This is a genomic window from Glycomyces amatae, from assembly GCF_020991375.1.
Taxonomy (GTDB): domain Bacteria; phylum Actinomycetota; class Actinomycetes; order Mycobacteriales; family Micromonosporaceae; genus Glycomyces; species Glycomyces amatae.
This window is the reverse complement of sequence record NZ_JAJLQZ010000005.1, coordinates 55,938-78,735: the sequence shown is the minus strand read 5'-3', so window position 1 is coordinate 78,735 and position 22,798 is coordinate 55,938. Positions and strand designations below refer to the sequence as shown.

Here is a 22,798-nt window from a genome sequence, read left to right as displayed (position 1 = left end):
GTTGAAAACTCCAGAAGAATCAGAAACGGACACTCCCCCGCCCCGTCGGACGGCGCTGACGAACCTGTGGCGGATGAAGAAGTACCTGTACCCCTACCGGTACCGGCTGGCCGTGCTGTGGACGATGGTCCTGCTGAACATCGTCTCCGGACTGGCCATCCCCCCGCTGGTCGGCCGGGCCATCGACGGCCCGATCACCGACGGCGACATCCCCGGGCTGTGGCGCATCGTCGGGATCATCGCGGCCCTCGGCGCCGCCGACGCGCTCCTCAACCTGACCCGGCGCTACTTCCAGACCACCACGGCGATGGCGATCGAGGCCGACATCCGCGGCGGGCTCTACGAGCACCTCCAGCGGCTGCACACCGGTTTCCACGACCGCTGGCAGACCGGCCAGCTCCTCGCCCGGGTCACCACCGACCTGGGCATGATCCGCCGCTTCTTCGCCGGCGGGATGGTCTTCGCGATCACCTCGATCGGCATGATCGCCATCATCATGGGCCAGCTGCTGTTCATCGAGTGGCGCCTGGCCCTCATCGTCGCCGCCTCCGCGGTGCCGCTGTTCCTCATCGGGCGCGGCTTCTTCCGCAACTACCTGCCGCTGGCCCGCGCCGAGCAGGACCAGTCCGGCGAGGTCTCCAGCGCCGCCGAGGAGTCGGCCCTGGGCATCCGGGCGATCAAGGCCCTCGGGCGCGGCCCGCTCATGGCGACCCGCTTCGAGCGGGAGGCCGCCGATCTGCGCGACCGGAGCGTCCGCAAGAGCCTCGTGGCCTCCCGGTCCTGGTCGGGGTTCACCGCGATCGCCTCCGCGGCGCTCGGCGCGACGCTGGTGTTCGGCTCGATCATGGTCGCCGACGGCGCGATGTCGGTCGGCAGTCTGACCGCGTTCATCATGCTCCAGCTGGCGATCCTGTGGCCGATCGAGGCGAGCGGCTGGGTCATGGCCCACGGCAACGAGGCCATGACGGCCGCCGACCGCGTCTACGAGGTCTTCGACACCGAGCCGGCCATCAAGGACCGGCCCGGCGCCAAGGTCGTCGACCGCGGCGCGGTGCGCGGTGAGCTCGTCTTCGAGGACGTGCGATTCGGGTACGAGGACGACTCGCGCGACATCCTGCGCGGCGTGGACCTGACGGTGCGCCCCGGCGAGACCGTGGCAATCGCGGGCAAGACCGGCTCGGGCAAGACCACGCTCGTGTCGCTCCCCTCGCGCCTCAACGACCCCACGGGCGGGCGGATCCTCTTGGACGGCACCGACATCCGCGACCTGCGGCTGGCGAACCTCCGCTCGGTGGTCACCACCGCGTTCGAGGAGGCCACGCTGTTCTCGATGAGCGTGCGCGAGAACCTCGCGCTCGGGCGGCCCGACGCCGACCAGCGCGACATCGAGGAGGCGCTGCGCGTCGCCCAGGCCGAGTTCGTGCACGACCTGCCGTACGGGCTCGACACCCGCATCGGCGAGCAGGGCCTGTCCCTGTCCGGCGGCCAGCGCCAGCGCCTCGCGCTCGCCCGCGCCGTGGTCGTCAAGCCCGCGGTGCTCGTACTCGACGACCCGCTCTCGGCGCTCGACGTGCACACCGAGGAGCTGGTCGAGCGGGCCCTGGCGCAGGTCCTGCGCGACACCACCGCGCTCGTGGTCGTGCACCGGCCCTCCACGGTGGCCCTGGCCGACCGGGTGGCGCTGCTCCACGAGGGGCGCATCGCGGCGGTCGGGAAGCACTCCGAGCTGATGGGCACGAGCCCCGAGTACGTGGACGTGCTCTCGGCGACGGCGGAAGAGGTGGCGGCATGACCTTGGCGGACAAGGCGAACGGGAAATCGGACAAGCACGCGCACTGGCGCGGCCACGCCGAGTCCTCCGAGGCGGACCGGACCAGCGCCGAGGTGGACGACGCCGAGTCGATCAAGGAGCTGCGGGCCCAGTCCCGGCGCCTGCTCGGCTCGATGCTGCTGCCCCACAAGCGGGCGCTGTGGTTCCTCGTGGGCGTCCTGGTGGTGCAGAACTTCGCGAGCATGGCCACGCCGCTGCTGGTCATGTACGGCATCGACCACGGCATCCCGGCGCTGACGGACCACGGCGACCACTCGATCGTCATCATGATCGGCGTGGCCTTCGCGGTCGTCGCGATCCTGGAGTACCTGTGCGTGCGCCTCTACATCGCGCAGTCCGCGAAGGTGAGCGCGGCGATGCTGTACGCCTTGCGCGGCAAGGTGTTCCGCAAGTTCCAGCAGCTGTCGGTGTCCTTCCACGAGCGGTTCACCTCCGGGCGCGTCACGGCCCGGCAGAGCTCGGACATGGAGTCGATCCGGGAGATGACCGAGAACGGCGTGGACGACCTGGTCCTCGCCGGGCTCAACGTCGTCACCATCACCGTGGTCATGCTGGTCATCGACGCGCGCCTGGCGGCGGTGACGCTGCTGACGTTCCCGCTCATGCTCCTGCTGGGCCGCTGGTTCAGCCGGGTCTCGGCGATCGCGTACCGCAAGGCCCGCGAGACGGTGGCGCTGCTCATCGTCTACTTCGTGGAGTCCATGGGCGGGGTGCGCGCGGTCCAGGCGTACCGGCGCGAGGGCCGCGACCGGGAGCTGTTCGCGGGGCTCAACACCGACAACCGGTTCGCGCAGGCGGCCGGGCACCAGCAGAACGCGTTCATGGCCGGCGGGATGCGCGGCATCGGGCACCTCGCCACGGTGGTGGTGCTGCTGTTCGGCGGCTGGCAGGTCATGCAGGGCAACACCGAGCTCGGCGTGCTCGCGGCGTTCCTGCTGTACATGAAGCGGTTCTTCGACCCGCTCAACGAGCTGGTGCAGTTCTACAACGTGCTCCAGTCGGGCACCTCGGCGCTGGAGAAGATCTCCGGCGTCCTGGACGAGCCGGTCGAGGTGGCCGAGCCCGAGGAGCCGCGCCCGATCGAGCGGCCGCGGGGCGAGCTGCGCTTCGACGGCGTGCGGTTCCAGTACCGCGACGACCAGGTGGTGCTGCCGGGCCTGGACCTGCGCATCCCGGGGGGCCAGACCGCGGCCCTGGTGGGCGCGACGGGCGCGGGCAAGACCACGATCGCGAAGCTCGTGAGCCGGTTCTACGACCCGAAGGGGGGCTCGGTCTCGCTCGACGGCGTGGACCTGCGCGACCTCTCCGAGGCGGACCTGCGGGCGAACGTCGTGATGATCACGCAGGAGAACTTCCTGTTCAACGGCACGATCGCCGAGAACATCGAACTGGGGAGGCCCGGCGCGGACCGGGAGCGGATCGTGGAGGCGGCCAAGGTGGTCGGCGCCCACGAGTTCATCGAGTCGCTGCCCGACGGGTACGACACCCACGTGCGCAAGCGCGGCGGGCGGCTCTCGGCGGGCCAGCGGCAGCTGGTGGTCTTCGCGCGGGCGTTCCTGGCCGACCCGCGGGTGCTGATCCTCGACGAGGCGACCAGTTCGCTCGACATCCCGTCCGAGCGGCTGGTGCAGCGGGCGCTGCGCACGATCCTGGCCGACCGGACGGCGATCATCATCGCGCACCGGCTGTCCACGGTGGAGATCGCCGACAGGGTCCTGGTCCTGGAGCACGGCCGCGTCATCGAGGACGGGCGCCCGAGCGACCTCATCGACCACGGCGGCGAGTACGCGACCCTGCACCGACAGTGGGAGGACTCGCTCGTGTGAGACCCCTCGAGGGCCCCGGCCGTCGGCCGGGGCCCTCGATCGTCTCCAGCATGGGACAGGGCGCTGTATACGCTTGACGGGCCACCCGACCCCCTGGAGGACCAGTGCCATGCCCCAGCCCGATCCCGGCCGGATGCGGATCTCCGACGACGAGCGCGCGGCGGTGGCCGCCCAGCTGCGCGACGCGCTCGAAGCGGGCCGCCTGAACCTGCACGAGTTCGACGAGCGGAGCCGCGACCTCTACGAGTCGCAGACGTACGCCGAGGTCGGGCGCCTGCTCGAGGACCTGCCCGCGGCGAACCTGCCGGTCCCGCCCGCGCCGGAGCCCGCGCCCGCTCCGGCGGAGCCCGAGGGCTCCGGGAACCTGATGGGGCACATCGCGCTCGGCATGGGCGTGATGTCGTTCGTGAGCTTCGTGCCGTTCACGATCCTGGCGGTCGTCTTCGGGCTCATCGGGATCGAGAAGCACCGCAAGGGCGAGGCGGACAACCGGTCCTTCGCGCTGGCAGGGCTGATCCTCGGGGCCGTGAGCGTCCCGGTGTGGATCCTGTTCTTCGTCCTGGGCGCGTCCTACTGGTGGTGAGTCAGCGCGCGGCGGTCACGAGGTAGTAGTCGATCCAGCCGTTCTCGTAGCAGCGCAGCCAGTTGCGGCCCCAGGAGTCGCGGAACTCGGTCTGGGCGACCCACTGGTCGAACTGGCGCCAGACGTGCTCGCCGATCGGGGTGGCGGTCACCTCCCGGAGGCCCGCGGCCTCCAGGTCGGCGGTGAACTCGCCGATGGGGCGCACGACGTCGACGCCGGAGGCGACGGTCTCGATGAGGTCGGCGACGGGGGTCTCGCCGGCGCCGTCGGGCGCGAAGAACGTGGCGGTCGCGAAGCGCCCGCCGGGGCGCAGGACCCGGTGGACCTCGCGGGCGACGGCGGCGAGGTCGTCGACGTGCTGGAGCATCTCGACGGCGTAGACGCCGTCGAAGGAGGCGTCGGGGAAGGGGATCGCGGTGACCGAGCCTTCGTAGAAGGAGAGGCGGCCGGGCATGTCCGCGAGGGTCGCGGCGTTGGCCTCGGCGGCGCGCCCGAGCTGGGCGGCGGAACGGTCGAGCCCGGAGACGACGGCACCGAACTCACGGGCGACGAGGGCCGCCCCGACGCCGATGCCGGAGCCGAGTTCGAGGAGTTCGGCCCCGAGCGGCATGGAGAGGCGCGAGACGACCCGCCGGTAGAGCTCGGCCTGGCTGGCGGTGCGCTCCGCGAGGGTGATCTCGCGGCCGGGGGCGACGTCGCCCCAGTAGCCGTAGTTGATGAACGACCCGGAGAAGATCGTCAGGGACCCGAGGTCGAGCTCCCCGTACATGAGGTCGCGCTGCGCCTGGATGTCCGATTCCTGTTCCATACCGAGCCATTGTGGCAGATCGCCTGGGCCCGGATCGGATGCGGCGAGTCCTCGTAACCATGATTGATCGATATCATAAGAAGATTCATATAGATATCTATTCCCATCGTATAGAAACGTCGACAACCCGACTCAAAAGATCGCGACACACCTCTTCGAAAGGTATACTGGAAGTCCGTGCCTGGCTAGGTTGAGGAGGTGAAAACAATGTCACGAACAGTCATCAACCTCGACGACGAGCTCTGCGCGCAGGCGGCGGAGATCCTCGGCACGACCACCAAGGTCAGCACCGTGAACGCGGCACTCAAGGAACTCGTCGCGCAGCACAAGCGCCGTGAGTTCCTGGAGTGGCTCGCCGCAGGCAACCTCCCCGACCTCGCCGACCCCGAGATCATGGAGTCGGCATGGCGATAGCGCGTTTCATGGTCGACAAGAGCGTATTCGCCAGGCAGACCAAGCAGCCGGTCGCCCAGCGGCTGATCCCGCTGGCGGAGCGCGGGCTGCTGGCGATCTGCGGCATGGTGGAAGCCGAGATGCTGTTCAGCGTTCGGAACCTCCGCGAAGGCGACCAGCTCATCGATTGGCTCGCGAACTTCGAGCGGCTGTCGATTCCGGACACCGTGTACTCGCGAGTGACCGAGGTGCAGCGTGAACTGATCCGAGATTCGCTCCACCGCACGGTGAAGATCCCCGACCTGGTCATCGCAGCCACCGCTGAGCGGCACGGCGTGACCATGCTTCACTACGACCACGACTTCGACCGGATCGCGAAGGTCACCGGCCAGCCGACCGAGTGGGTGGTGCCTCCCGGCGAAGCCGACTGACCCCCGCACTCCCCCAGTTCGACGCCCACCGGCCGCGCCGGTGGGCCGCTTGCGTTTCGGTGTCCTAGCAGGCGCAGCCGGGGGCCTCCTGCTTCGGCTGGGGCTTCCTGCCGATGGTGGGCATGCCGAGGCTGACGCCGGGGAGCTTCGTGGCCTTGCCCGCGGCCCAGGCGTCGCCCGCCTTCGTCTTCCGGTGGGTCAGGACCTCGCCGTCGGCGACCAGGTGGTGCGGGGCGCCGTAGGTGATCGCGGTGGTGATCACGTCCCCGGGTCGGATGCCCGCGGCGTTGCCGGCCGGGTCGGTCTCGCTCGGCGCGACGCCGAAGTGCACCAGGCGCCCGTCCCGGGCGCGGCCCGAGAGGCGGCCGGTCGCCGCGTCCTTGCGCCCGTCGCCCACCGTGACCAGGACTTCGACCTCGGTGCCCTCGAGCCTGCGGTTCTCCTCCCAGGACACGCGCTCCTGGAGGGCGACGAGGCGCTCGTACCGCTCCTGCACGACGGCCTTGGGGATCTGGTCGGCCATCGTGGCGGCGGGCGTGCCGGGCCGGATCGAGTACTGGAACGTGAAGGCGCTGGAGAAGCGGGCCTGCTCGACCACGTCGAGGGTCGCCTGGAAGTCCTCCTCGGTCTCCCCGGGGAAGCCCACGATGATGTCGGTGGTGATGGCCGCGTCGGGCATCGCCGCGCGGACCTTGTCGAGGATCTCCAGGTACTTGCCGGAGCGGTAGGAGCGGCGCATCTCCTTGAGCACGCGGTCCGAACCGGACTGGAGCGGCATGTGCAGCTGGTGGCACACGTTCGGGGTCTCGGCCATGGCGGCGATGACGTCGTCGGTGAAGTTCTTCGGATGCGGGCTGGTGAAGCGCACCCGCTCGAGGCCGTCGATCTCGCCGCAGGCGCGCAGGAGCTTCCCGAAGGCGAGCTTGTCGCCGAACTCGACGCCGTAGGTGTTGACGTTCTGGCCCAGCAGGGTCACCTCGGAGACGCCCTCGGCGACCAGGGCCCGGACCTCGGCGAGGATCTCGCCGGGGCGCCGGTCCTTCTCCTTGCCGCGCAGGCTGGGCACGATGCAGAACGTGCAGGTGTTGTTGCAGCCCACCGAGATCGAGACCCAGCCGGAGTAGGTCGAGTCGCGCTTGGTGGGCAGCGCCGAGGGGAAGGTCTCCAGGGACTCCAGGATCTCGACCTCGGCGGCCCGGTTGTGGCGGGCGCGGTCGAGCAGGGCCGGGAGCGAGCCGATGTTGTGGGTGCCGAAGACCGCGTCGACCCACGGGGCGCGCTTGACGATCTCGCCGCGGTCCTTCTGCGCCAGGCAGCCGCCGACGGCGATCTGCATGTCGGGGTTCGCGGACTTGGCCGGCGCGAGGTGGCTGAGGTTGCCGTAGAGCTTGTTGTCGGCGTTCTCGCGCACCGCGCAGGTGTTGAACACGACGAGGTCGGGCGCGTCCCCGCCGGCGGCGGGCACGTACCCGGCCTCTTCGAGGAGGCCGCCGATGCGCTCGGAGTCGTGCACGTTCATCTGACAGCCGTACGTCTTGACCTGGTAGGTCTTCACACCTTGCTGAGCCACCCCCCCAGGATAGACGCGAGCCCCGTCACACGGTCAGGGCCGGATCCACTGCGGAGCGCACGCGTCCGCGCACGATGCGTGTTTCCGCGAACGCCCGCGCTCCGGGAAAGGACATGAGAGGGTCAAAGCGTTCCATGTGATCGCTCAGTCACTGCCTGGCCTGCGCATACGTTGTGCCCCGGGATGTGCACAGCCTCCGGGAAACCAATGGTTCACCAGCCTTTCCGAAAGAAAATCAGGGTAAGTCTTGTCCGCCTCGAATCGCCCCGATAGTGTGACTCCGTGCCGCCGACGGCTGACCCCCCGTTCGGCGGACCGGTCCCCCAGACCTCACATCTGACACCGACCCCTATAGGAATCACATGCGTTTCAAGAGCATCTCCGGCGCGGGCCTGGCCGCACTCCTCCTCGCCGCCTCGGCGGCCTGCGTCTCGGAGGACACCACGAACGCCTCCAGCGACGACTCCCTGGTCGGCACCGGCACGGGCGACGAGTGCGAGATCGACGAGACCGTCAAGATCGGCGCCGTCCTGAGCCTCACCGAGGGCGCGGCCTTCGCCGGCCTGTACCAGCAGGAGGGCATCGAGCTGGCCTTCGAGGAGCTCAACGCCGCCGGCGGCGTCGAGTACGAGCTCATCGTCGAGGACGACAAGACCAGCGTCGAGGACTCCGTCGTGGCCTTCGAGAAGGTCATCAACCGCGACAAGGTCAGCGCCATCGTCGGCCCCACCCTCTCGAACATGGCGTTCACGACCTTCCCCGACGCCGAGAGCGCGGGCGTCCCCGCCCTGGGCATCTCCACCACCGCCGAGGGCATTCCCGACCTCGGCGACTACATCTTCCGGAACTCGCTCCCCGAGGAGGTCGCGCTCGCCGCCAGCATCCCGGCCGCCAAGGCGACCCTCGGGATCACCAAGGTCGCCGTGCTCTACGACAGCGCCGACGAGTTCACCGCCTCGGCCTACAACACGATCACCGACGTGCTCGCCGAGGAGGACATCGAGGTCGTCGTCGACGAGAGCTTCGAGACCGCCGACACCGACTTCTCCGCGCAGCTGACCAAGGTCAAGGACGCCGACGTCGACGCCGTCATCCTCTCGGCGCTGCCGGCCGCGACCGGCCCGCTGGTCAAGCAGGCCCGCGACCTCGACATCACCGCGCCGATCGTGGGCGGCAACGCCTTCAACTCCCCCGTCCTGGTGGGCACCCTCGAGGACGCCGCCGAGGGCCTCATCGTCGGCGGGGCCTGGAGCGCCGACGCCGACACCACCGGCAACGCCGAGTTCATCGCGAACTACATGGAGAAGTACGACCGGGAGCCCGACCAGTTCGCCGCGCAGGCCTACACCGCCGCGTACATGATCGACCAGGCCGTCCGCGCCGACTGCGACGCGAACCGCGAGGCCGTCAAGGACAACCTCGGCCAGATCCTGGAGTACGACTCGATCCTCGGCACCATCTCGCTCAGCGAGAGCGGCGAGGTCAGCCAGGAACCGTTCGTCCAGATCGTCGAGAACGGCGAGTTCAAGCTCCTCGAGGGCTAGACCGCACGAGCGACTCCGTCCAGAGAAACCACGACATGCTGCAGCAGCTCGCCAACGGCGTCTTCGCCGGATCGATCTACGCGCTCTTCGCCATCGGCTTCACGCTGGTGTTCGGGATCCTGCGCCAGTTGAACCTCGCCCACCCGGCGATCTTCACCGCCGGCGCCTTCGTCGGCATCGAGCTGGCCACCCGGCTCGGCCTGCCGATGTGGGCGCTGATCCCGGCCGTGGCCGCGGCGGGCGGACTCGCGGGCGTGCTCCTCGAGCGCGTCGCGTTCCGCCCGCTCGCGGGCCGCGACGACGAGCACTTCGCCGGACTGATCTCCTCGGTCGCGTTCGGCGGGATCCTCATCGCGGCGCTCCAGGCCCGGTACGGCACCGAGCCGCAGAGCTTCCCGACCGAGTACTTCCCCAACCGGCTCTTCGAGTTCGGCGGGATCGGGGTCACGCTGATGCAGCTGGTGACGCTCGGGCTCGCGCTGGTGCTCATGCTCGGACTCGCATGGCTCGTCTCGTCCACGCCGATGGGACGGGCCATGCGGGCCGTCGCCGAGAACCCCCGGGCCGCCAAGGTCCTGGGCGTCAACACCGGGCTCGTCACCTCCGGGACCTACGCGCTGTCCTCGGCGCTGGGGACCGTGGCCGGGGCGCTGCTGGCGCTCAACATCGGCCAGGCCGACCGCGACCTCGGCGCGTCCATCGAGCTCATCGGCTTCGCGGTGATCATCGTCGGCGGTCTCGGGTCCCTGTGGGGGGCCATGGCCGCCGGGCTGATCCTCGGCGTCGCCGAGGCGCTGACGGTCACCTACTTCGACTCCACGTGGAAGGGCCTGGTCGCCTTCGCGCTCCTGTTCGCGATCCTGGTGCTGCGCCCGCGGGGCCTGTTCGGCGCCGTCAAGGTCAGGGAGGTCTGATGCTCGCCGGGTACGACACGCTCATCACGACCATCGCGCTCGGCGCGATCCTCGCCTACTCGTTCCACGTGGTGCTCATGGCCGGGCAGCTCAGCCTCGGCCAGGCCGGGTTCGCGTCGCTCGCGGCGTACACGTCCACGCTCGTCGTCCCGGACGCGCCGCTGCTCGGCTCGCTCTCGCCGGTCCTGATCGGACTGCCCGTGGGCGCGGCCGTCGGGGCCGCGGCCGCGCTGCTGCTCGGCCTGCCGGTGCTGCGCCTGCGCGGGGTCTTCCTCGCCATCGCGACCCTCGCGTTCGGGGAGATGGTGCGGGTCTTCATGACCAACGCCGAGTGGACGAACGGGGCCCTGGGCCTGCGCCTCGAGAAGTGGGCCACGCCGGACCTGGTGTGGCTGGTCCTCGCCGTCCTGGTGTACGTGTTCTGGCGGCTCGGGCCCTCCCGCACCGGCCGCGCCTTCGCCGCCGTCCGCGAGGACGAGCTGGCCGCGGGCTCCATGGGCGTCGACGTGGTGCGCACCCGCATGACCTCGTTCCTCGCCTCGGGCGCGATCGCCGGGGTCTACGGGGTGCTGTTCACGTACTTCTTCGGGCGCATCACCCCCGGCTCCTTCGACTTCGCCATGACCGTCGACGGCCTGGTCACCGCCGTCCTCGGCGGGTACCTCGTGTTCTTCGGACCGGTGCTCGGCGCCGGGTTCCTCACGGCCGTACCCGAACTCCAGGAGGGGCTCGGCCTCGAGGCCGGGTGGATCCACCCGCTGCTGACCGGCGTGCTCCTGCTCGCCGTCGTCCTGTACCTGCCCGGCGGGCTCTCGAGCCTGGCCGCGCGGCTGCGGCCGGACCGGGCCCCGAAGGCCCCCGCGGACGCCCCGGTCCCGGACCTGCCGCCGCTGCCCGAGCCGGGGTCCCCGGTGGCCCGGGTGCGGGGCCTCGGCAAGGCCTACGGCGCCGTCCAGGCCGTCCGCGGCGTCGACCTCGACCTCGCCGCCGGGGAGGTCCTCGGCGTCATCGGCCCCAACGGCGCGGGCAAGACCACGCTCATCAACATGCTCACCGGGCTGGAGCCGCCGACCTCGGGCGAGGGCGACGTGCTCGGCGTCGCGCTCGGCTCGAAGGGCGGCGCGCACCGCTACGCGCGGGCCGGGGTGGCCCGGACCTTCCAGCACTCCAAGCTGTTCGGGCGACTCACCGTCCTCGGCAACGTCCTGGTCGGCACCCACGCGGTCAGCCGCGGCACCTTCGGGCGCCGGCTCCTGTGGCTGCCCTCGGCGCGCCGCGACGAGCGGCGCGCGACCGCGCTCGCCTGGGCGCAGCTGCGGCGGGTCGGCCTGGCGGAGCAGGCGGGCCTGAGGCCCGGGGCGCTCTCCTACGGCGACCAGCGGCGCCTCGAGATCGCCCGCGCCCTCGCCGCCCACCCGACGCTGCTGGTGCTCGACGAGCCCGCCGCCGGGATGAACCACGTCGAGGCCGCCGAGCTCGCCGGCCTCGTCCGCTCGCTCGCCGAGGACGGCATCACGGTGCTCCTCATCGAGCACAACGTCAAGATGGTCGTCGACACCTGCACCCGCCTGGTGGTCATGAACTTCGGCGAGGTCATCGCCGAGGGCGAGCCGCGGGCGGTCATCGCCGACCCCGCGGTCGTCGAGGCCTACCTGGGCGCCGACGAGACCGGGGAGCACGAGTATGCCTAGTCCGCTCTTGACCGTGGAGGCGCTGCACGTCTCCTACGGCCGCGTCGACGCCGTCCGCGACGTCTCCTTCGAGGTCCCCGAGGGCGGCCTGGTCGCCCTCATCGGCGCCAACGGCGCCGGGAAGAGCTCGGTGCTCGGCGCCGTCTCGGGCCTCGTCCGGCCCCGGTCGGGCGCGGTCCGCCTGGACGGCGAGGACATCACCCGCAGGCCGGTCCACCGCAGGGTGGCCGACGGCCTCGTCCTCGTCCCCGAGGGCCGCCAGATCCTCGGCAGCCTCACCGTCGCCGAGAACCTGCGGCTCGGCGCCCACCGGCGCCGCCGCCAAGCGGCCCCCGAGGCCGACATGTACCGGCTCTTCCCCGTGCTCGACGAGCGGCGGGCGCTGCCCGCGAGCGCGCTGTCCGGCGGGGAGCAGCAGATGCTGGCGATCGCCCGTGCGATGATCGCCAGGCCGCGCGTCGTCCTCTTGGACGAGCCGTCGATGGGCTTGTCCCCCAAGATGGTCGACGAGGTCTTCACGGTGATCGAGAAGATCCGCGCCCAGGGGGTGACCGTGGTGCTGGTCGAGCAGAACGCCCGCCGGGCGCTGCGCGTCGCCGACACCGGGCACGTCCTGGAGACCGGCGCCCTCGCCCACTCGGGGCCCGCCTCCGAACTCCTGCAACACCCCAAGGTCGTCGAGGCGTACCTGGGGATCGAATGACACCCTTCACGGAAAGCCGAGGAACACCCCGATGACGGAGGAGCACCCCGCCCCCGCGGCACAGGACGGCGGCAGGAGCCGCCGCGGCTGGTCGTCGGTGAGGATCCGGACCAAGCTGACCGTCATGCTGCTCATCCCCGCGCTCGCGCTCGCGGGCATGGTCGGGGTGCGGCTCTACGAGTCCGGCACCGAGGCCCAGGCGGTGACCGGGACGGCCGAGGTCGTCGAGCTGACCGGGATCGCGGCCGACGCCCTCCACGCGGTCCAGCGCGAGCGCCTCGCCGCGGCCATGCTGGTGTTCCAGGAGAACACCGGCCTGAGCGACCCCGAGACGCTCACCGCCTCGTTCGAGGCCGCCGAGGCGGCCACCGACGAACAGCTGGCGCGCCTGGACGACGCCCGGTCGGGCACCGGCCTGGACGAGGCCGTGACCGCGCTGCTGGAGCGCGCCGACAAGCCGCTGGAGCGGCTGGGCACGGCCCGCGACGCGGTCTACGGCCAGACGGTCGCCGAGGTCCACCTGACGGTCTACAACTCGCTCGTGACGCGCCTGTCGGCGGTCATCGACCGGGCCGTGGACGCGGCCGACTCGGCCGAGCTGAGCCGCCACCTGCGCGCCGCGAGCCTGCTGCACGAGATCGACGAGAGCTCGGCCCAGATGCAGATCCTGGTGCTGGGCCTGGAGGACGGCGAGCCGCTGGCCGAGGACTACCGGCCGTTCATGCGGCTGGCCACGGCCCGCGAGGAGTCCCTGGGCGAGTACCGGCGCATGATGGCCGAGTCGGACCCGGACGCCGCGGTGTTCGAGGTCGGCGGCCTCGGCGAGGCCCCGGCCCGCCCGGCGAACCGGCTCGACAGCCAGGTCGCGAGCGCCCGCTCGGACGACGAGCAGGAGATCAACCACGACTCGCTCATGCTGGCCTACGACGCGAGGCACGCGGCGACCGCCAACCTGGTCGACCAGTCGCTGGCGACCACGGTGGACCTCGCGGCCGACATCCGCGAGTCGGTGGTCCGGCGCCTCGCGATCGAGGGCGCGGCCGCCGTGCTGGCGCTGGCGATCTCCGTCCTCATCGGCTTCGGCATCGGGCGCTCGGTCACCCGCGGCCTGCGGGACCTGTCCGACTCGGCCCGCCGGATCGCGATGGTGGACCTGCCGAGCGCGGTCCGGCGCGTCGACGAGCAGGAGGGCCTGGGCGGGCTGTCCGCGGCCGAGTTCGCGGCCCGCACCACGCCGCCGCTGAAGACCAAGGGCGAGAACGAGCTCTCCGAGGTCGGCGAGGCGTTCAACATCGTGCACCGCGAGGCGATCCGGGTCGCGGCCCAGCAGGCCGTGCTGCGGTTCCACGTCGGCTCGATCTTCGTGCGCCTGGCGCGGCGCGGCCACTCGCTGACCGGCCGCCTCACCGCCGAGCTCGACGAGGCCGAGCGCAACGAGCAGGACCCCGACCGCCTCCAGCGGCTGTTCCGGCTCGACCACCTGATCTCGCTGGTGTCGCGCGCCAACGACTCGCTGCTGGTGCTCGGCGGCGCGTCGGCCGCGAAGGTGCGGACCACGGACGCGAAGCTCGGCGACGTGCTCACGGCGGCGCAGAGCCGCATCGAGTACTACACGCGCATCGAGCTGGCCGCCGACGACGGGGCGTGGGTGGACGCCGAGGTCGTCGACGACGTGGTGCAGCTCCTGGCCGAGCTGATGGACAACGCGACCCGCTACTCCGAGAGCACCGCCGAGGTCATGGCGCGGGTCCTGACCGGCCGCGCGGTGATCGAGGTGCGCGACCGCGGCATCGGCATCGACCCGGTGCGCATGGCCGAGCTCAACGAGCGGCTGCGCAGCCGCGCCGCGATCGACCTGGACGCGATGCAGGCCATGGGTCTCACGGTGGTGGGGCACTTGGCGAACCGGCACGGCATCGAGGTGGAGCTGCGGCCGTCGATCGGCGGCGGCACGGTCGCCGAGATCGCGGTGCCCGGCGCGATCCTCTCGTTCGGGAAGCCGTCCCGGCCGCCGGCGGTGGCGCAGGCCTTCCCGATGGGGGCGCCGCCCGCCGAGGAGCCGCTGATCCGCAGGCGCAACGCGCCGCTGTTCGACCAGAAGCAGGCGTCGGCGGACTCGGTCGAGGACACGCCGACGCTGCGGCTGCCGCGGCAGCGCACCGATTCGCCGCCGCCGCCCCCGCCGCCGGTGCGGGCGGCGCCGATGGCCCTCTCCAGCACGGCCGCGCCGCCGCTGCCGCTGACGGCCATCGAATCCGGGCTCGGGCCGGGCGCCGAACGCGTCCCGGAACTGACGCTCGACGTGCGGTACCTGTCCGCCGGACCATCGCTGCGTGCTGGCCACGCGATGCCGGCGGCGGACCCGATGTCCATGGCGCGCACGGTGGGAGGTTTGCCGAAGCGGCAGCCGATGTCTAATCTGGTCCCCGGTGCGGTCGAGTCCGCGCCCGGTCGCACGGGCGCTCCGATCCACCGCGACGCCAGGACCATCGGCGCGACCTATTCGGCCTACGCGCGCGGACTCTCCGGCAGTAGAACGAAGCCCAGCCCCACCAACGACACGAGGACAAGTCCATGACCAGCAGCTCTCATCTGGATTTCCTGCTCACCGACTTCGTCGGGCGAGTGCCCCACGTGGCGCATGTCATCGCCGTCGCCGCCGACGGACTGCTGATCGCCTCGAACGACTCGCTGCCGCGGGACGAGGCCGACCGGCTCGCGGCCATCGCCTCGGGCCTGACGAGCCTGCTGGCGGGCGCGGCGCGCTCGCTCCAGGCCGACCCGGTGATCAGCAACCTGACGGAGATGAACGGCGGCTACATGTTCTCCATGTCGGTCTCCAGCGGGGCCAGCCTGCTGGCGCTGGCCGGTCTCCACTGCGACATCGGCCAGGTCGGGCACGAGCTGGCGAACCTGATCAACCAGGTCGGCCCGGCCCTCACCCCGGCGGCCCGGGAGGTCCTGCGCGAGCAGGCCCGCGCGGCGCAGTGAGCGGCGAGGGCCGGGAACCGCTGCGCGGTTCCCGGCCCTCGGTCGTTTCCAGACGATCAGGCGGTCCCGGTGCCGGACCTCTGGATCACTTCGCGGCTACGCCGTCTCGGTGGTCTTGCACTGGACCCAGCGGCAGAACGAAACCCACGCATCCATGTTTGCCGCCCGATCGCGGAGCCGGTCAAGCGGCCTTCGCAAGCTGGGAGACACGCTGTTCCGAGATCCCGAGTACCGCCGCGATGTCTCGGCCGGTCATGCCTGATTCCTTGAGGAGCATCACGGTCTCGCGATTGATACGCGAGGCCTGCGCCTGGAGCTCGGCGGCCTTCGCGGCATCCTCCCTGGCCTCCACTATGCGTGCGTCGATCTCCGGGGCGATGCGCCAGACGAGATTGATGGGCACGGTGTCCGCTTCGGCGACGCCAAGGCAGTCGAGATAGTCGCGGACCATCTCCTCAGCGCCTCCTGCAGTGGTCGACTGGGTGACGCCGACACCAGGTACATCCAGCTCCCACAGGCCTTGAACCCGTGTCGCGGTGACGGTGTATTCCTTCATCGAAGCCACCCCTTCTCAAGGCATTCGAGGTGCTTGATGATGCTGGCACAAGTGCCGGGGCTGATGTCGCGATGCCGGGGCAACGCGGTCACGTGCGCCCCGCACGGGCAGTTCCAGATCTCATGACCGCCGCGCTTGGCGGTGCCTCTTGGGGAACACCCGGCTTTGAGCAGGGCCGTCACGACTTCACGCCGCTTGATCGGCGCAGCCATCATCATCATGCAGTTGACTCTATCGCCCTAGATTATCGACCTCTAGAGGCCTAGAGCAACTATCTCGCCTGGGAGACGAGAGCCGGGGACCGCTTCGCGATCCCCGGCTCATCAGGCCTCGGAAACTGTCCTGTCTAGGCGGTTTCCGTGATCTTGCGCTGGACCCACGGCATGAGGTCGCGCATCTTCTTGCCGACCTCTTCGAGCTGGTTGTCGGTCTGCACGGCCTGGAGCTTCTTGAAGTTCTCGCGCTTCTCGGACTCCGCGACCCACTCCTTCGCGAAGGTGCCGTCCTGGATCTCGCCCAGGATGCGCTTCATCTCCTTGCGGGTCTCGTCGGTGACGATCCGCGAGCCGCGCGAGACGCCGCCGTACTCGGCGGTGTCCGACACCGAGTACCACATGTTGGTGAGGCCGCCCTCGTAGATCATGTCCACGATCAGCTTCAGCTCGTGCAGGCACTCGAAGTAGGCGGCCTCCGGCGCGTAGCCGGCCTCCACCAGGGTCTCGAAGCCCGCGCGGATGAGCTCGGCGGTGCCGCCGCAGAGCACGACCTGCTCGCCGAACAGGTCGGTCTCGGTCTCCTCCTTGAAGGTGGTCTTCAGGACGCCCGCGCGGGTGCCGCCGATCGCCTTCGCGTACGACAGCGCCACCGCCTGGGTGTCGCCCGACGGGTCCTGCTCCACCGCGACGAGCGCGGGGACGCCCTTGCCGTCCACGAACTGGCGGCGGACCATGTGGCCCGGGCCCTTCGGGGCGACCATGGCGACGTTCACGTCGGCCGGGGCCTGGATCAGGTCGTAGCGGATGTTGAAGCCGTGGCCGAAGAACAGGCTGTTCCCGGCGGACAGGTTCGGGGCGATCTCGGCGGCGTACAGCTTGGCCTGCACGGTGTCCGGGACGAGGATCATGATGACGTCGGCCCACGCGGCGGCCTCGGCCGGGGTGAGCACCTTCAGGCCCGCCTCCTCGGCCTTCGGACGCGACTTCGAGCCCTCCTGCAGGCCGATCACGACCTCGACCCCGGAGTCGCGGAGGCTCAGCGAGTGGGCGTGGCCCTGCGAGCCGTAGCCGAGGACGGCGACCTTCTTGCCCTGGATGAGGGCCAGGTCGGCGTCGTCGTCGTAGAACACTTCAGCGGACATGTGTGTACTTCTCTTCCTTTACTGGTTCGGTGAGACATAGCGCGACAGCGACGCCATCGACTTGGCGCCGCGCCCCAGCGCGACCGTCCCCGACTGGACGAGCTCCTTGATCCCGAACGGCTCCAGGACTTCCAGGAACGCCTCGATCTTGTCGGAGTTCCCGGTGACCTCGAAGGTGACCGTGTCGGGTGTGACGTCGACCGAGCGGGCCTTGAACAGCTCGGCGGCGGCGATCACCTGGCCGCGGGTGGCGGCGTCGGCGCGGACCTTCACCAGCAGCAGTTCGCGCTGCACGGAGGAGCCCGCTTCCAGCTCCACGATCTTCAGGACGTGGATGAGCTTGTTGAGCTGCTTGGTGACCTGCTCCAGCGAGCCCGCCTCGACGTCCACCACGATGGTGATGCGGCTGACGCCGGGGTGCTCGGTCTCGCCGACGGCGAGGGAGTCGATGTTGAAGCCGCGCCTGGAGAAGAGGGCGGCCACGCGGGCGAGGACGCCCGGCTTGTTCTCGACGAGGACGGAGAGCGTGTGCGTGGTCATCTAGATCTGCCCCTCGTCTTCGAAGTTCGGGCGCACGTCGCGCGCGTACAGGATCTCGTCGTTGGAGACCCCGGCCGGGACCATCGGCCACACCATGGCGTCGGGGCCGACCGTGAAGTCGACGACCACGGGACGGTCGTTGATGGCGTTGGCCTGCGCGATGATCGCGTCGACCTCCTCGGGCGTCTCGGCGCGGAGGCCGACGCAGCCGAGGGCCTCGGCCAGCTTCACGAAGTCGGGGACGCGCGGGGACGCCTCGGAGTGGTGGGTCGACAGGTTCGTGTTCGAGTACCGCTGCTCGTAGAACAGGGTCTGCCACTGGCGCACCATGCCGAGGTTGCCGTTGTTGATGACCGCGACCTTGATCGGGATGCCCTCGATCGCGCAGGTCGCCAGCTCCTGGTTGGTCATCTGGAAGCACCCGTCGCCGTCGACGGCCCACACCGGGCGGTCCATCCGGCCCATCTTGGCGCCCATGGCGGCCGGGACGGCGAAGCCCATGGTGCCCAGGCCCCCCGAGTTGAGGAACGTGCCCGGGGTCTCGTAGTTGATGAACTGCGAGGCCCACATCTGGTGCTGGCCCACCCCCGCGGTCCAGATGGTGCCCTCGGGGGCGAGCTCGCCGAGGCGCTGGATGACCCACTGCGGGGTCAGGAGGCCGTCGTCGATGTCGGTGTAGCCCAGGGGGTAGCGCCCGCGCAGGTCGTCGAGCGTCTCCCACCAGGGCTTCAGGCGCTCCTTGCCGACGTCGCCGTAGGCCTCGGTCATGGCCGCGATGGCGGCCTTGCAGTCGCCCACGATCGGGACGTCCGCCTCGCGGTTCTTGCCGATCTCGGCCGGGTCGATGTCGACGTGGACGATCTTGGCCTCGGGCGCGAAGGTGTCGAGCTTGCCGGTGACGCGGTCGTCGAAGCGGGCGCCCAGGGCCACGATGAGGTCGGACTTCTGGAGCGCGTGGACGGCGGGCACCGTGCCGTGCATGCCGGGCATGCCCAGGTGCTGCGGGTGCGAGTCGGGGAAGGCGCCGCGGGCCATCAGGGTGGTGATCACGGGCGCGCCGGTCAGCTCGGCGAGCTCGCGCAGCTCGGCGTGCGCGCCGGACTTGACGACGCCGCCGCCGACGTAGAGCACCGGGCGCCTGGCCTCGGCGATCAGCGAGGCGGCCTCGCGGATCTGCTTGCCGTGGGGCTGGGTCGTGGGCCGGTAGCCGGGGAGGTCCATCTTGGGAGGCCACACGAACGGGGCCGTGCCGCTGAGGATGTCCTTGGGGATGTCGACCAGGACCGGGCCGGGGCGACCCGTGGAGGCCACGTGGAAGGCCTCGGCGAGCACCCGCGGGATCTCCTCGCCGGTGGTCACCAGGTAGGAGTGCTTGGTGATCGGCATCGTGATGCCGACGATGTCGGCCTCCTGGAAGGCGTCCGTGCCGATCGCGGTCGAGGCGACCTGGCCGGTGATGGCGACGATCGGGACCGAGTCCATGTGGGCGTCGGCCAGCGGGGTCACCAGGTTGGTCGCGCCGGGGCCCGAGGTGGCCATGCACACGCCGACCCTGCCGGTGGCGAGGGCGTAGCCCTGGGCGGCGTGGCCGGCGCCCTGCTCGTGGCGGACGAGGATGTGGCGCACCTGCTGGGAGTCCAGCAGCGGGTCGTAGGCGGGGAGGATCGCGCCTCCGGGGATCCCGAAGACCGTGTCGACCTCGAGCTCCTCGAGCGCGCGGACGACGGCCTGCGCGCCGGTGAGGACGGGCGCTGCGGCGGGAGCGCCGATCGGAGGAGCCGGCCTGGGTGCCTTCGGCCTGGCGGGCTGAGCTTTGGCAGCCTGCGGCCCTGGCTTCGGTGCCTTCACTGGTGTGCTCATGTCCTTCGTCCAATAGGGAGATGTGGCTGGTTCGACATGCTGCGTCGTTCCGCGGGCAGAAAAAATCGCCCGCGTGCTAAGACGCACGGGGCGAGCGCACCGTCGGAGAACGACGGTGCGCTAGATAAGTACTACGACGAGCGGCCGGGCGGCGAAGGCCTCGGTCGCGGCGATGTCGTAGTTCTGCTTCGGCACGCTCCCCAGAATGCACGATTCCGGCCCGTGAGTCAACTTTTCTCAGACTCCGGGACGTCGGTCGGCGTGTCGCCGCCGTCGGGATCGGCGTCCGCGCCGTCTGCGGCATCGGGGGCCGCGTCGGCGCCGGCGGGCTCGGCGGCGAGGGCCTTCGGCTCCTCGGTGAGCCAGCGCGTCAGGTCGTCGGGCTCCATGGGCTTGGCGAGCAGGTAGCCCTGCACCAGCGGGGCCTCGGCCGCGATCATGGCGTTGAGCTGGAGGTCGGTCTCGACGCCCTCGGCGATGACCTCCATGCCGAGCAGGCGCCCGAGCTCGACCGTGACCGCCGCGAGCGGCCCGACGCCGCCGTCGTCCTTGGCGATGAGGTCGCGGTCGATCTTGAGGATGTCGACCGGGAGCCGGTCGAGCTGGCCGAGCGAGGAGTACCCGGACCCGAAGTCGTCCAGGGCGATCCGCACGCCCGCGCCGCGCAGGGCCCCCAGCTGGGCCACGAGGGTGTTCATCTGGTGCGAGAAGTCGTGCTCGGTGACCTCGAGCACGAGGCGGCGGGCGGGCACGCCCGCGGCGATGAGCGCGGTGTTGACCTCGGTGGCGAACAGGGCGGTGTGCAGTTCCTTCACCGAGACGTTCACCGAGATCCAGGCCTTGATCCCGGCCGAGTGCCACTGCGCGAGCTGCTCGGCGGCGCGGTTGACCGCCCACACCGAGAGGTCCTGGGTCATGCCCGACTCGGTCGCGGCGGGGACGAACTCCCCCGGGCTGACCTGGCCCAGGCGCGGGTGCCGCCAGCGCATGAGCGCCTCGGCGCCCACGATGGAGCGGTCGGCGACGGAGAAGACCGGCTGGTAGACCAGGCGCAGCTCGTCGCGGTCGATCGCGCCGCGCAGCTCCTGGGTGAGCTCGTTCCTGCGCCGCACCCGGCGGTCGAAGTCGGCGTCGTAGGTCGCGTAGCGGTTCTTCCCGGCCTGCTTGGCGGCGCGCAGGGCGAGGTCGGCGTTGCGCAGCAGGATCTCGGGGTCCCCGAGCCCCTCCCCGGCCGTGGCGATCCCGACCGACCCGGTGACGAACACGGTCGAGTCGTCGTGGAACTCGTACGGCTCGGCGAGGCGCTCGACGAGGACCTTCGCAGTGGCGACGGCCTCGGCCCAGCTGGCGCGCAGCAGGATCGCGAACTCGTCGCCGCCCAGGCGCGCCCCGACGTCGGTGGGCCGCAGGAGCTCCTTGATGCGGCGCGACACCTCCACGAGCAGCTCGTCGCCGAAGTCGTGGCCGCGCGTGTCGTTGACGTTCTTGAACCCGTCGAGGTCGAGCAGGAGCAGCGCGGTCTGGTTCTCCTCGGCGGCGACGCCGTCCTCCAGGGACTGGAGGAGCGCGCGGCGGTTCGCGAGCCCGGTGAGCGGGTCGGTGTAGGCCAGGCGGGCGAGCTCGGTCTCCAGGCTGCGCCGCGCCCCCACGTCCTCCATGCGGGCCACCAGGCCGCGCACCTGGGGCCGGCCGCGCAGGTCCGAGACGACGGTCTCGGTGTGGCGCCAGCGCCGCGAGGAGTCGCGGACGCGGATGTTCAGCGAGACCTGCCCGGCGGCGTGCCCGAGGCCGTCGAGGAGGCTGCGCAGGTCCTCCTCGGCGCCGCGGCGGTCGTCGACGTGGACGAGCTCGAGGAAGGACGCGCCGACGCAGCGGCCCCCGTCGGTGGCGGGCCGCCACGCGGAGTCCTCGGGCTGCCAGGTGACGGTGAGGTCGGGATCGAGGACGAGCACGGTGTCGGAGGCGACGCCCACGATGGCGGTGAGCCGGCGCTGGCGGGCGGCCCCCTCGGTGGCGACGCGCCGGACGTCGAGGTAGGTGAGGATCAGCCGCGCGGCGAGGGTCGCGGTGGCGGCGAGGCCGATGAGGGCCGCGTCGAGCGGGACGGCCCCGGCCCCGGCGCCGTGGATGAGCACGGCCGCGGCGGCGAAGGCGGCGGCCCCGGCCATGACCGTGTAGTGGACGCCCGGGTAGTTGGGCTTGTCGATCGGGGCGGGCTTCTGGTTGCGGGCGAGGTAGGTGACGCCGAGGAGGCCCGCGCAGGTGGCGACCCAGGCGACCGACCACCACAGGACGCGCTCCTCGGGCCGGTCCCACTGCCAGGAGGCGTACAGGGCCATCCCGGTGAAGTGGACGGCGAAGACCGCGATGTAGGCGAAGGCGTGGCGGCGGCGCCAGCGCCGGATGCGGAAGGTGGTGGTGAACCCGACGCCGAGCATGACGATGCCCATCATCGCGGGGATGACGATGGCGAGGTCGCCGTCGGCGAGGTGGCCGCGGAACTCCTTGAACAGGGGCCGCGCGACCAGGAGCCAGAGGCCGAAGAGGGCGCACAGCCCCACGAAGGCGCCGTCGACGAGGCGGCGCTGGACGCCCTGGGGCGCCCAGCCGCTGTCGGGCAGGCGCAGCAGGGCGAGCGCGGAGAGGACGACGGCGGCCGAGAAGCCGCACCCGGCGGCGACGTCGGCGGCGGTCGTCGGGAGCCAGCAGGCGGCGGCCACGGCGGCCGCGGTGGTCTGGATGCCCGCGGCCATGAGCTGGTAGGTGACGCGGCGCCCCGCGGCGACGTGCCCGGCCGCCCGCCACATGAGGAGCCCGGCGCCGGCGGCGCCGATGCTGCCGAGGGCCGCGGCGGTGTCGAGGTCGATGAACCGGAGGGAGGTGCGGGCGGCGACGGCGACCGCGGCGGCGAGCACGGAGCACCAGACTGCGGCGGTCGCGATCCACGACAGCAGCTGCCGGACGCGGCGGGGGGTTGGCGTCATCCACTGGCCCAATCGTAGGAAGCCTCGTGCTTTACAGAATGCCGCATGGTGCGGCGATTCGGCATCGGGCCCTCGGGATGTGCCGGACGGCGGAAGCGCCCGGCGCCGGGCGGCGGGCCGCCGGCGGCTCCGGCGGGGCGGGCGCGGGGCGGCGGCCGGGGGCGCCACCAGGCGTTCGAGGCGTTCGCAGGGCGGGGGGAACGCGAACGGCGGGGC

At 71.1% G+C, this 22,798-nt stretch carries 19 protein-coding genes; 11 read left to right on the top strand and 8 right to left on the bottom strand.

The features are described from left to right. Positions 1 to 73 precede the first annotated feature (73 nt). From LO763_RS09605 to LO763_RS09595, 3 genes are all read left to right on the top strand, one after another. A complete protein-coding gene (locus tag LO763_RS09605; RefSeq protein WP_230601757.1) occupies positions 74 to 1,792 on the top strand; it encodes an ABC transporter ATP-binding protein in 1,719 nt (572 codons plus the stop codon). After that, positions 1,789 to 3,657, top strand: a complete 1,869-nt coding sequence (locus LO763_RS09600) for an ABC transporter ATP-binding protein (RefSeq protein ID WP_230601756.1) — start codon at positions 1,789 to 1,791, stop codon at positions 3,655 to 3,657. The genes LO763_RS09605 and LO763_RS09600 overlap by 4 nt, the downstream gene beginning before the upstream one ends. A gap of 109 nt (positions 3,658 to 3,766) precedes the next feature. Next, a complete protein-coding gene (locus LO763_RS09595) occupies positions 3,767 to 4,240 on the top strand; it encodes a DUF1707 and DUF4190 domain-containing protein (protein ID WP_230601755.1) in 474 nt (157 codons plus the stop codon). Position 4,241: 1 nt separating this feature from the next. On the opposite strand, the gene LO763_RS09590 is transcribed toward LO763_RS09595, so the two are convergent. Continuing rightward, entirely contained in the window at positions 4,242 to 5,048 is an 807-nt protein-coding gene (locus LO763_RS09590; protein WP_230601754.1) for a class I SAM-dependent methyltransferase, read from the bottom strand. 207 nt (positions 5,049 to 5,255) lie between these two features. Here LO763_RS09590 and LO763_RS09585 point away from each other — a divergent pair, with 207 nt between their 5' ends. Next, positions 5,256 to 5,462 carry a type II toxin-antitoxin system VapB family antitoxin gene (locus LO763_RS09585; protein ID WP_230601753.1) on the top strand — a complete coding sequence of 69 codons (207 nt, stop codon included), beginning with the start codon at positions 5,256 to 5,258 and terminating at the stop codon, positions 5,460 to 5,462. Continuing rightward, complete coding sequence (locus tag LO763_RS09580; RefSeq protein WP_230601752.1) at positions 5,453 to 5,872, top strand: PIN domain nuclease; 420 nt, start codon at positions 5,453 to 5,455, stop codon at positions 5,870 to 5,872. Before LO763_RS09585 ends, LO763_RS09580 begins: the two co-directional genes overlap by 10 nt. Positions 5,873 to 5,936: 64 nt before the next feature. On the opposite strand, the gene miaB is transcribed toward LO763_RS09580, so the two are convergent. Continuing rightward, positions 5,937 to 7,442: a tRNA (N6-isopentenyl adenosine(37)-C2)-methylthiotransferase MiaB gene (gene miaB / locus LO763_RS09575; RefSeq protein ID WP_230601751.1), complete on the bottom strand. Its 1,506-nt coding sequence runs from the start codon at positions 7,440 to 7,442 to the stop codon at positions 5,937 to 5,939. 362 nt (positions 7,443 to 7,804) lie between these two features. Between miaB and LO763_RS09570 the strand changes: the two genes are divergently transcribed. From LO763_RS09570 to LO763_RS09545, 6 genes are read left to right on the top strand one after another with little or no spacing between them, the layout of a single operon-like run. Then, positions 7,805 to 8,986, top strand: a complete 1,182-nt coding sequence (locus LO763_RS09570; RefSeq protein ID WP_230601750.1) for an ABC transporter substrate-binding protein — start codon at positions 7,805 to 7,807, stop codon at positions 8,984 to 8,986. Between the two features lie 35 nt (positions 8,987 to 9,021). After that, positions 9,022 to 9,900 carry a branched-chain amino acid ABC transporter permease gene (locus tag LO763_RS09565; RefSeq protein ID WP_230601749.1) on the top strand — a complete coding sequence of 293 codons (879 nt, stop codon included), beginning with the start codon at positions 9,022 to 9,024 and terminating at the stop codon, positions 9,898 to 9,900. Beyond that, entirely contained in the window at positions 9,900 to 11,591 is a 1,692-nt protein-coding gene (locus tag LO763_RS09560; RefSeq protein ID WP_230601748.1) for a branched-chain amino acid ABC transporter ATP-binding protein/permease, read from the top strand. The genes LO763_RS09565 and LO763_RS09560 overlap by 1 nt, the downstream gene beginning before the upstream one ends. Then, positions 11,584 to 12,294, top strand: a complete 711-nt coding sequence (locus tag LO763_RS09555; protein WP_230601747.1) for an ABC transporter ATP-binding protein — start codon at positions 11,584 to 11,586, stop codon at positions 12,292 to 12,294. The genes LO763_RS09560 and LO763_RS09555 overlap by 8 nt, the downstream gene beginning before the upstream one ends. Positions 12,295 to 12,325: 31 nt before the next feature. Then, positions 12,326 to 14,872 (top strand): sensor histidine kinase, encoded by a 2,547-nt coding sequence (locus tag LO763_RS09550; protein ID WP_230601746.1) that lies wholly within the window; start codon positions 12,326 to 12,328, stop codon positions 14,870 to 14,872. Further along, a complete protein-coding gene (locus LO763_RS09545) occupies positions 14,869 to 15,285 on the top strand; it encodes a roadblock/LC7 domain-containing protein (RefSeq protein WP_230601745.1) in 417 nt (138 codons plus the stop codon). The genes LO763_RS09550 and LO763_RS09545 overlap by 4 nt, the downstream gene beginning before the upstream one ends. Before the next feature lie 181 nt (positions 15,286 to 15,466). Here LO763_RS09545 and LO763_RS09540 read toward each other — a convergent pair whose 3' ends face one another. The 6 genes from LO763_RS09540 to LO763_RS09515 form a co-directional block, all read right to left on the bottom strand. Continuing rightward, positions 15,467 to 15,841: a sigma-70 family RNA polymerase sigma factor gene (locus LO763_RS09540; RefSeq protein ID WP_230601744.1), complete on the bottom strand. Its 375-nt coding sequence runs from the start codon at positions 15,839 to 15,841 to the stop codon at positions 15,467 to 15,469. Then, positions 15,838 to 16,062 carry a type II toxin-antitoxin system HicA family toxin gene (locus LO763_RS09535; protein WP_230601743.1) on the bottom strand — a complete coding sequence of 75 codons (225 nt, stop codon included), beginning with the start codon at positions 16,060 to 16,062 and terminating at the stop codon, positions 15,838 to 15,840. The genes LO763_RS09540 and LO763_RS09535 overlap by 4 nt, the downstream gene beginning before the upstream one ends. 125 nt (positions 16,063 to 16,187) lie before the next feature. Continuing rightward, positions 16,188 to 17,198, bottom strand: a complete 1,011-nt coding sequence (gene ilvC / locus LO763_RS09530; protein ID WP_230601742.1) for a ketol-acid reductoisomerase — start codon at positions 17,196 to 17,198, stop codon at positions 16,188 to 16,190. 18 nt (positions 17,199 to 17,216) lie between these two features. Beyond that, the gene (ilvN, locus tag LO763_RS09525) at positions 17,217 to 17,738 is read right to left on the bottom strand and encodes an acetolactate synthase small subunit (protein WP_230601741.1); all 522 of its coding nucleotides are present in this window, start codon (positions 17,736 to 17,738) and stop codon (positions 17,217 to 17,219) included. Beyond that, positions 17,739 to 19,598 carry an acetolactate synthase large subunit gene (locus LO763_RS09520; protein ID WP_230601740.1) on the bottom strand — a complete coding sequence of 620 codons (1,860 nt, stop codon included), beginning with the start codon at positions 19,596 to 19,598 and terminating at the stop codon, positions 17,739 to 17,741. Positions 19,599 to 19,825: 227 nt separating this feature from the next. Further along, positions 19,826 to 22,582, bottom strand: coding sequence for a putative bifunctional diguanylate cyclase/phosphodiesterase (locus LO763_RS09515; protein ID WP_230601739.1), 2,757 nt, complete (start codon positions 22,580 to 22,582; stop codon positions 19,826 to 19,828). Positions 22,583 to 22,798 lie beyond the last annotated feature (216 nt).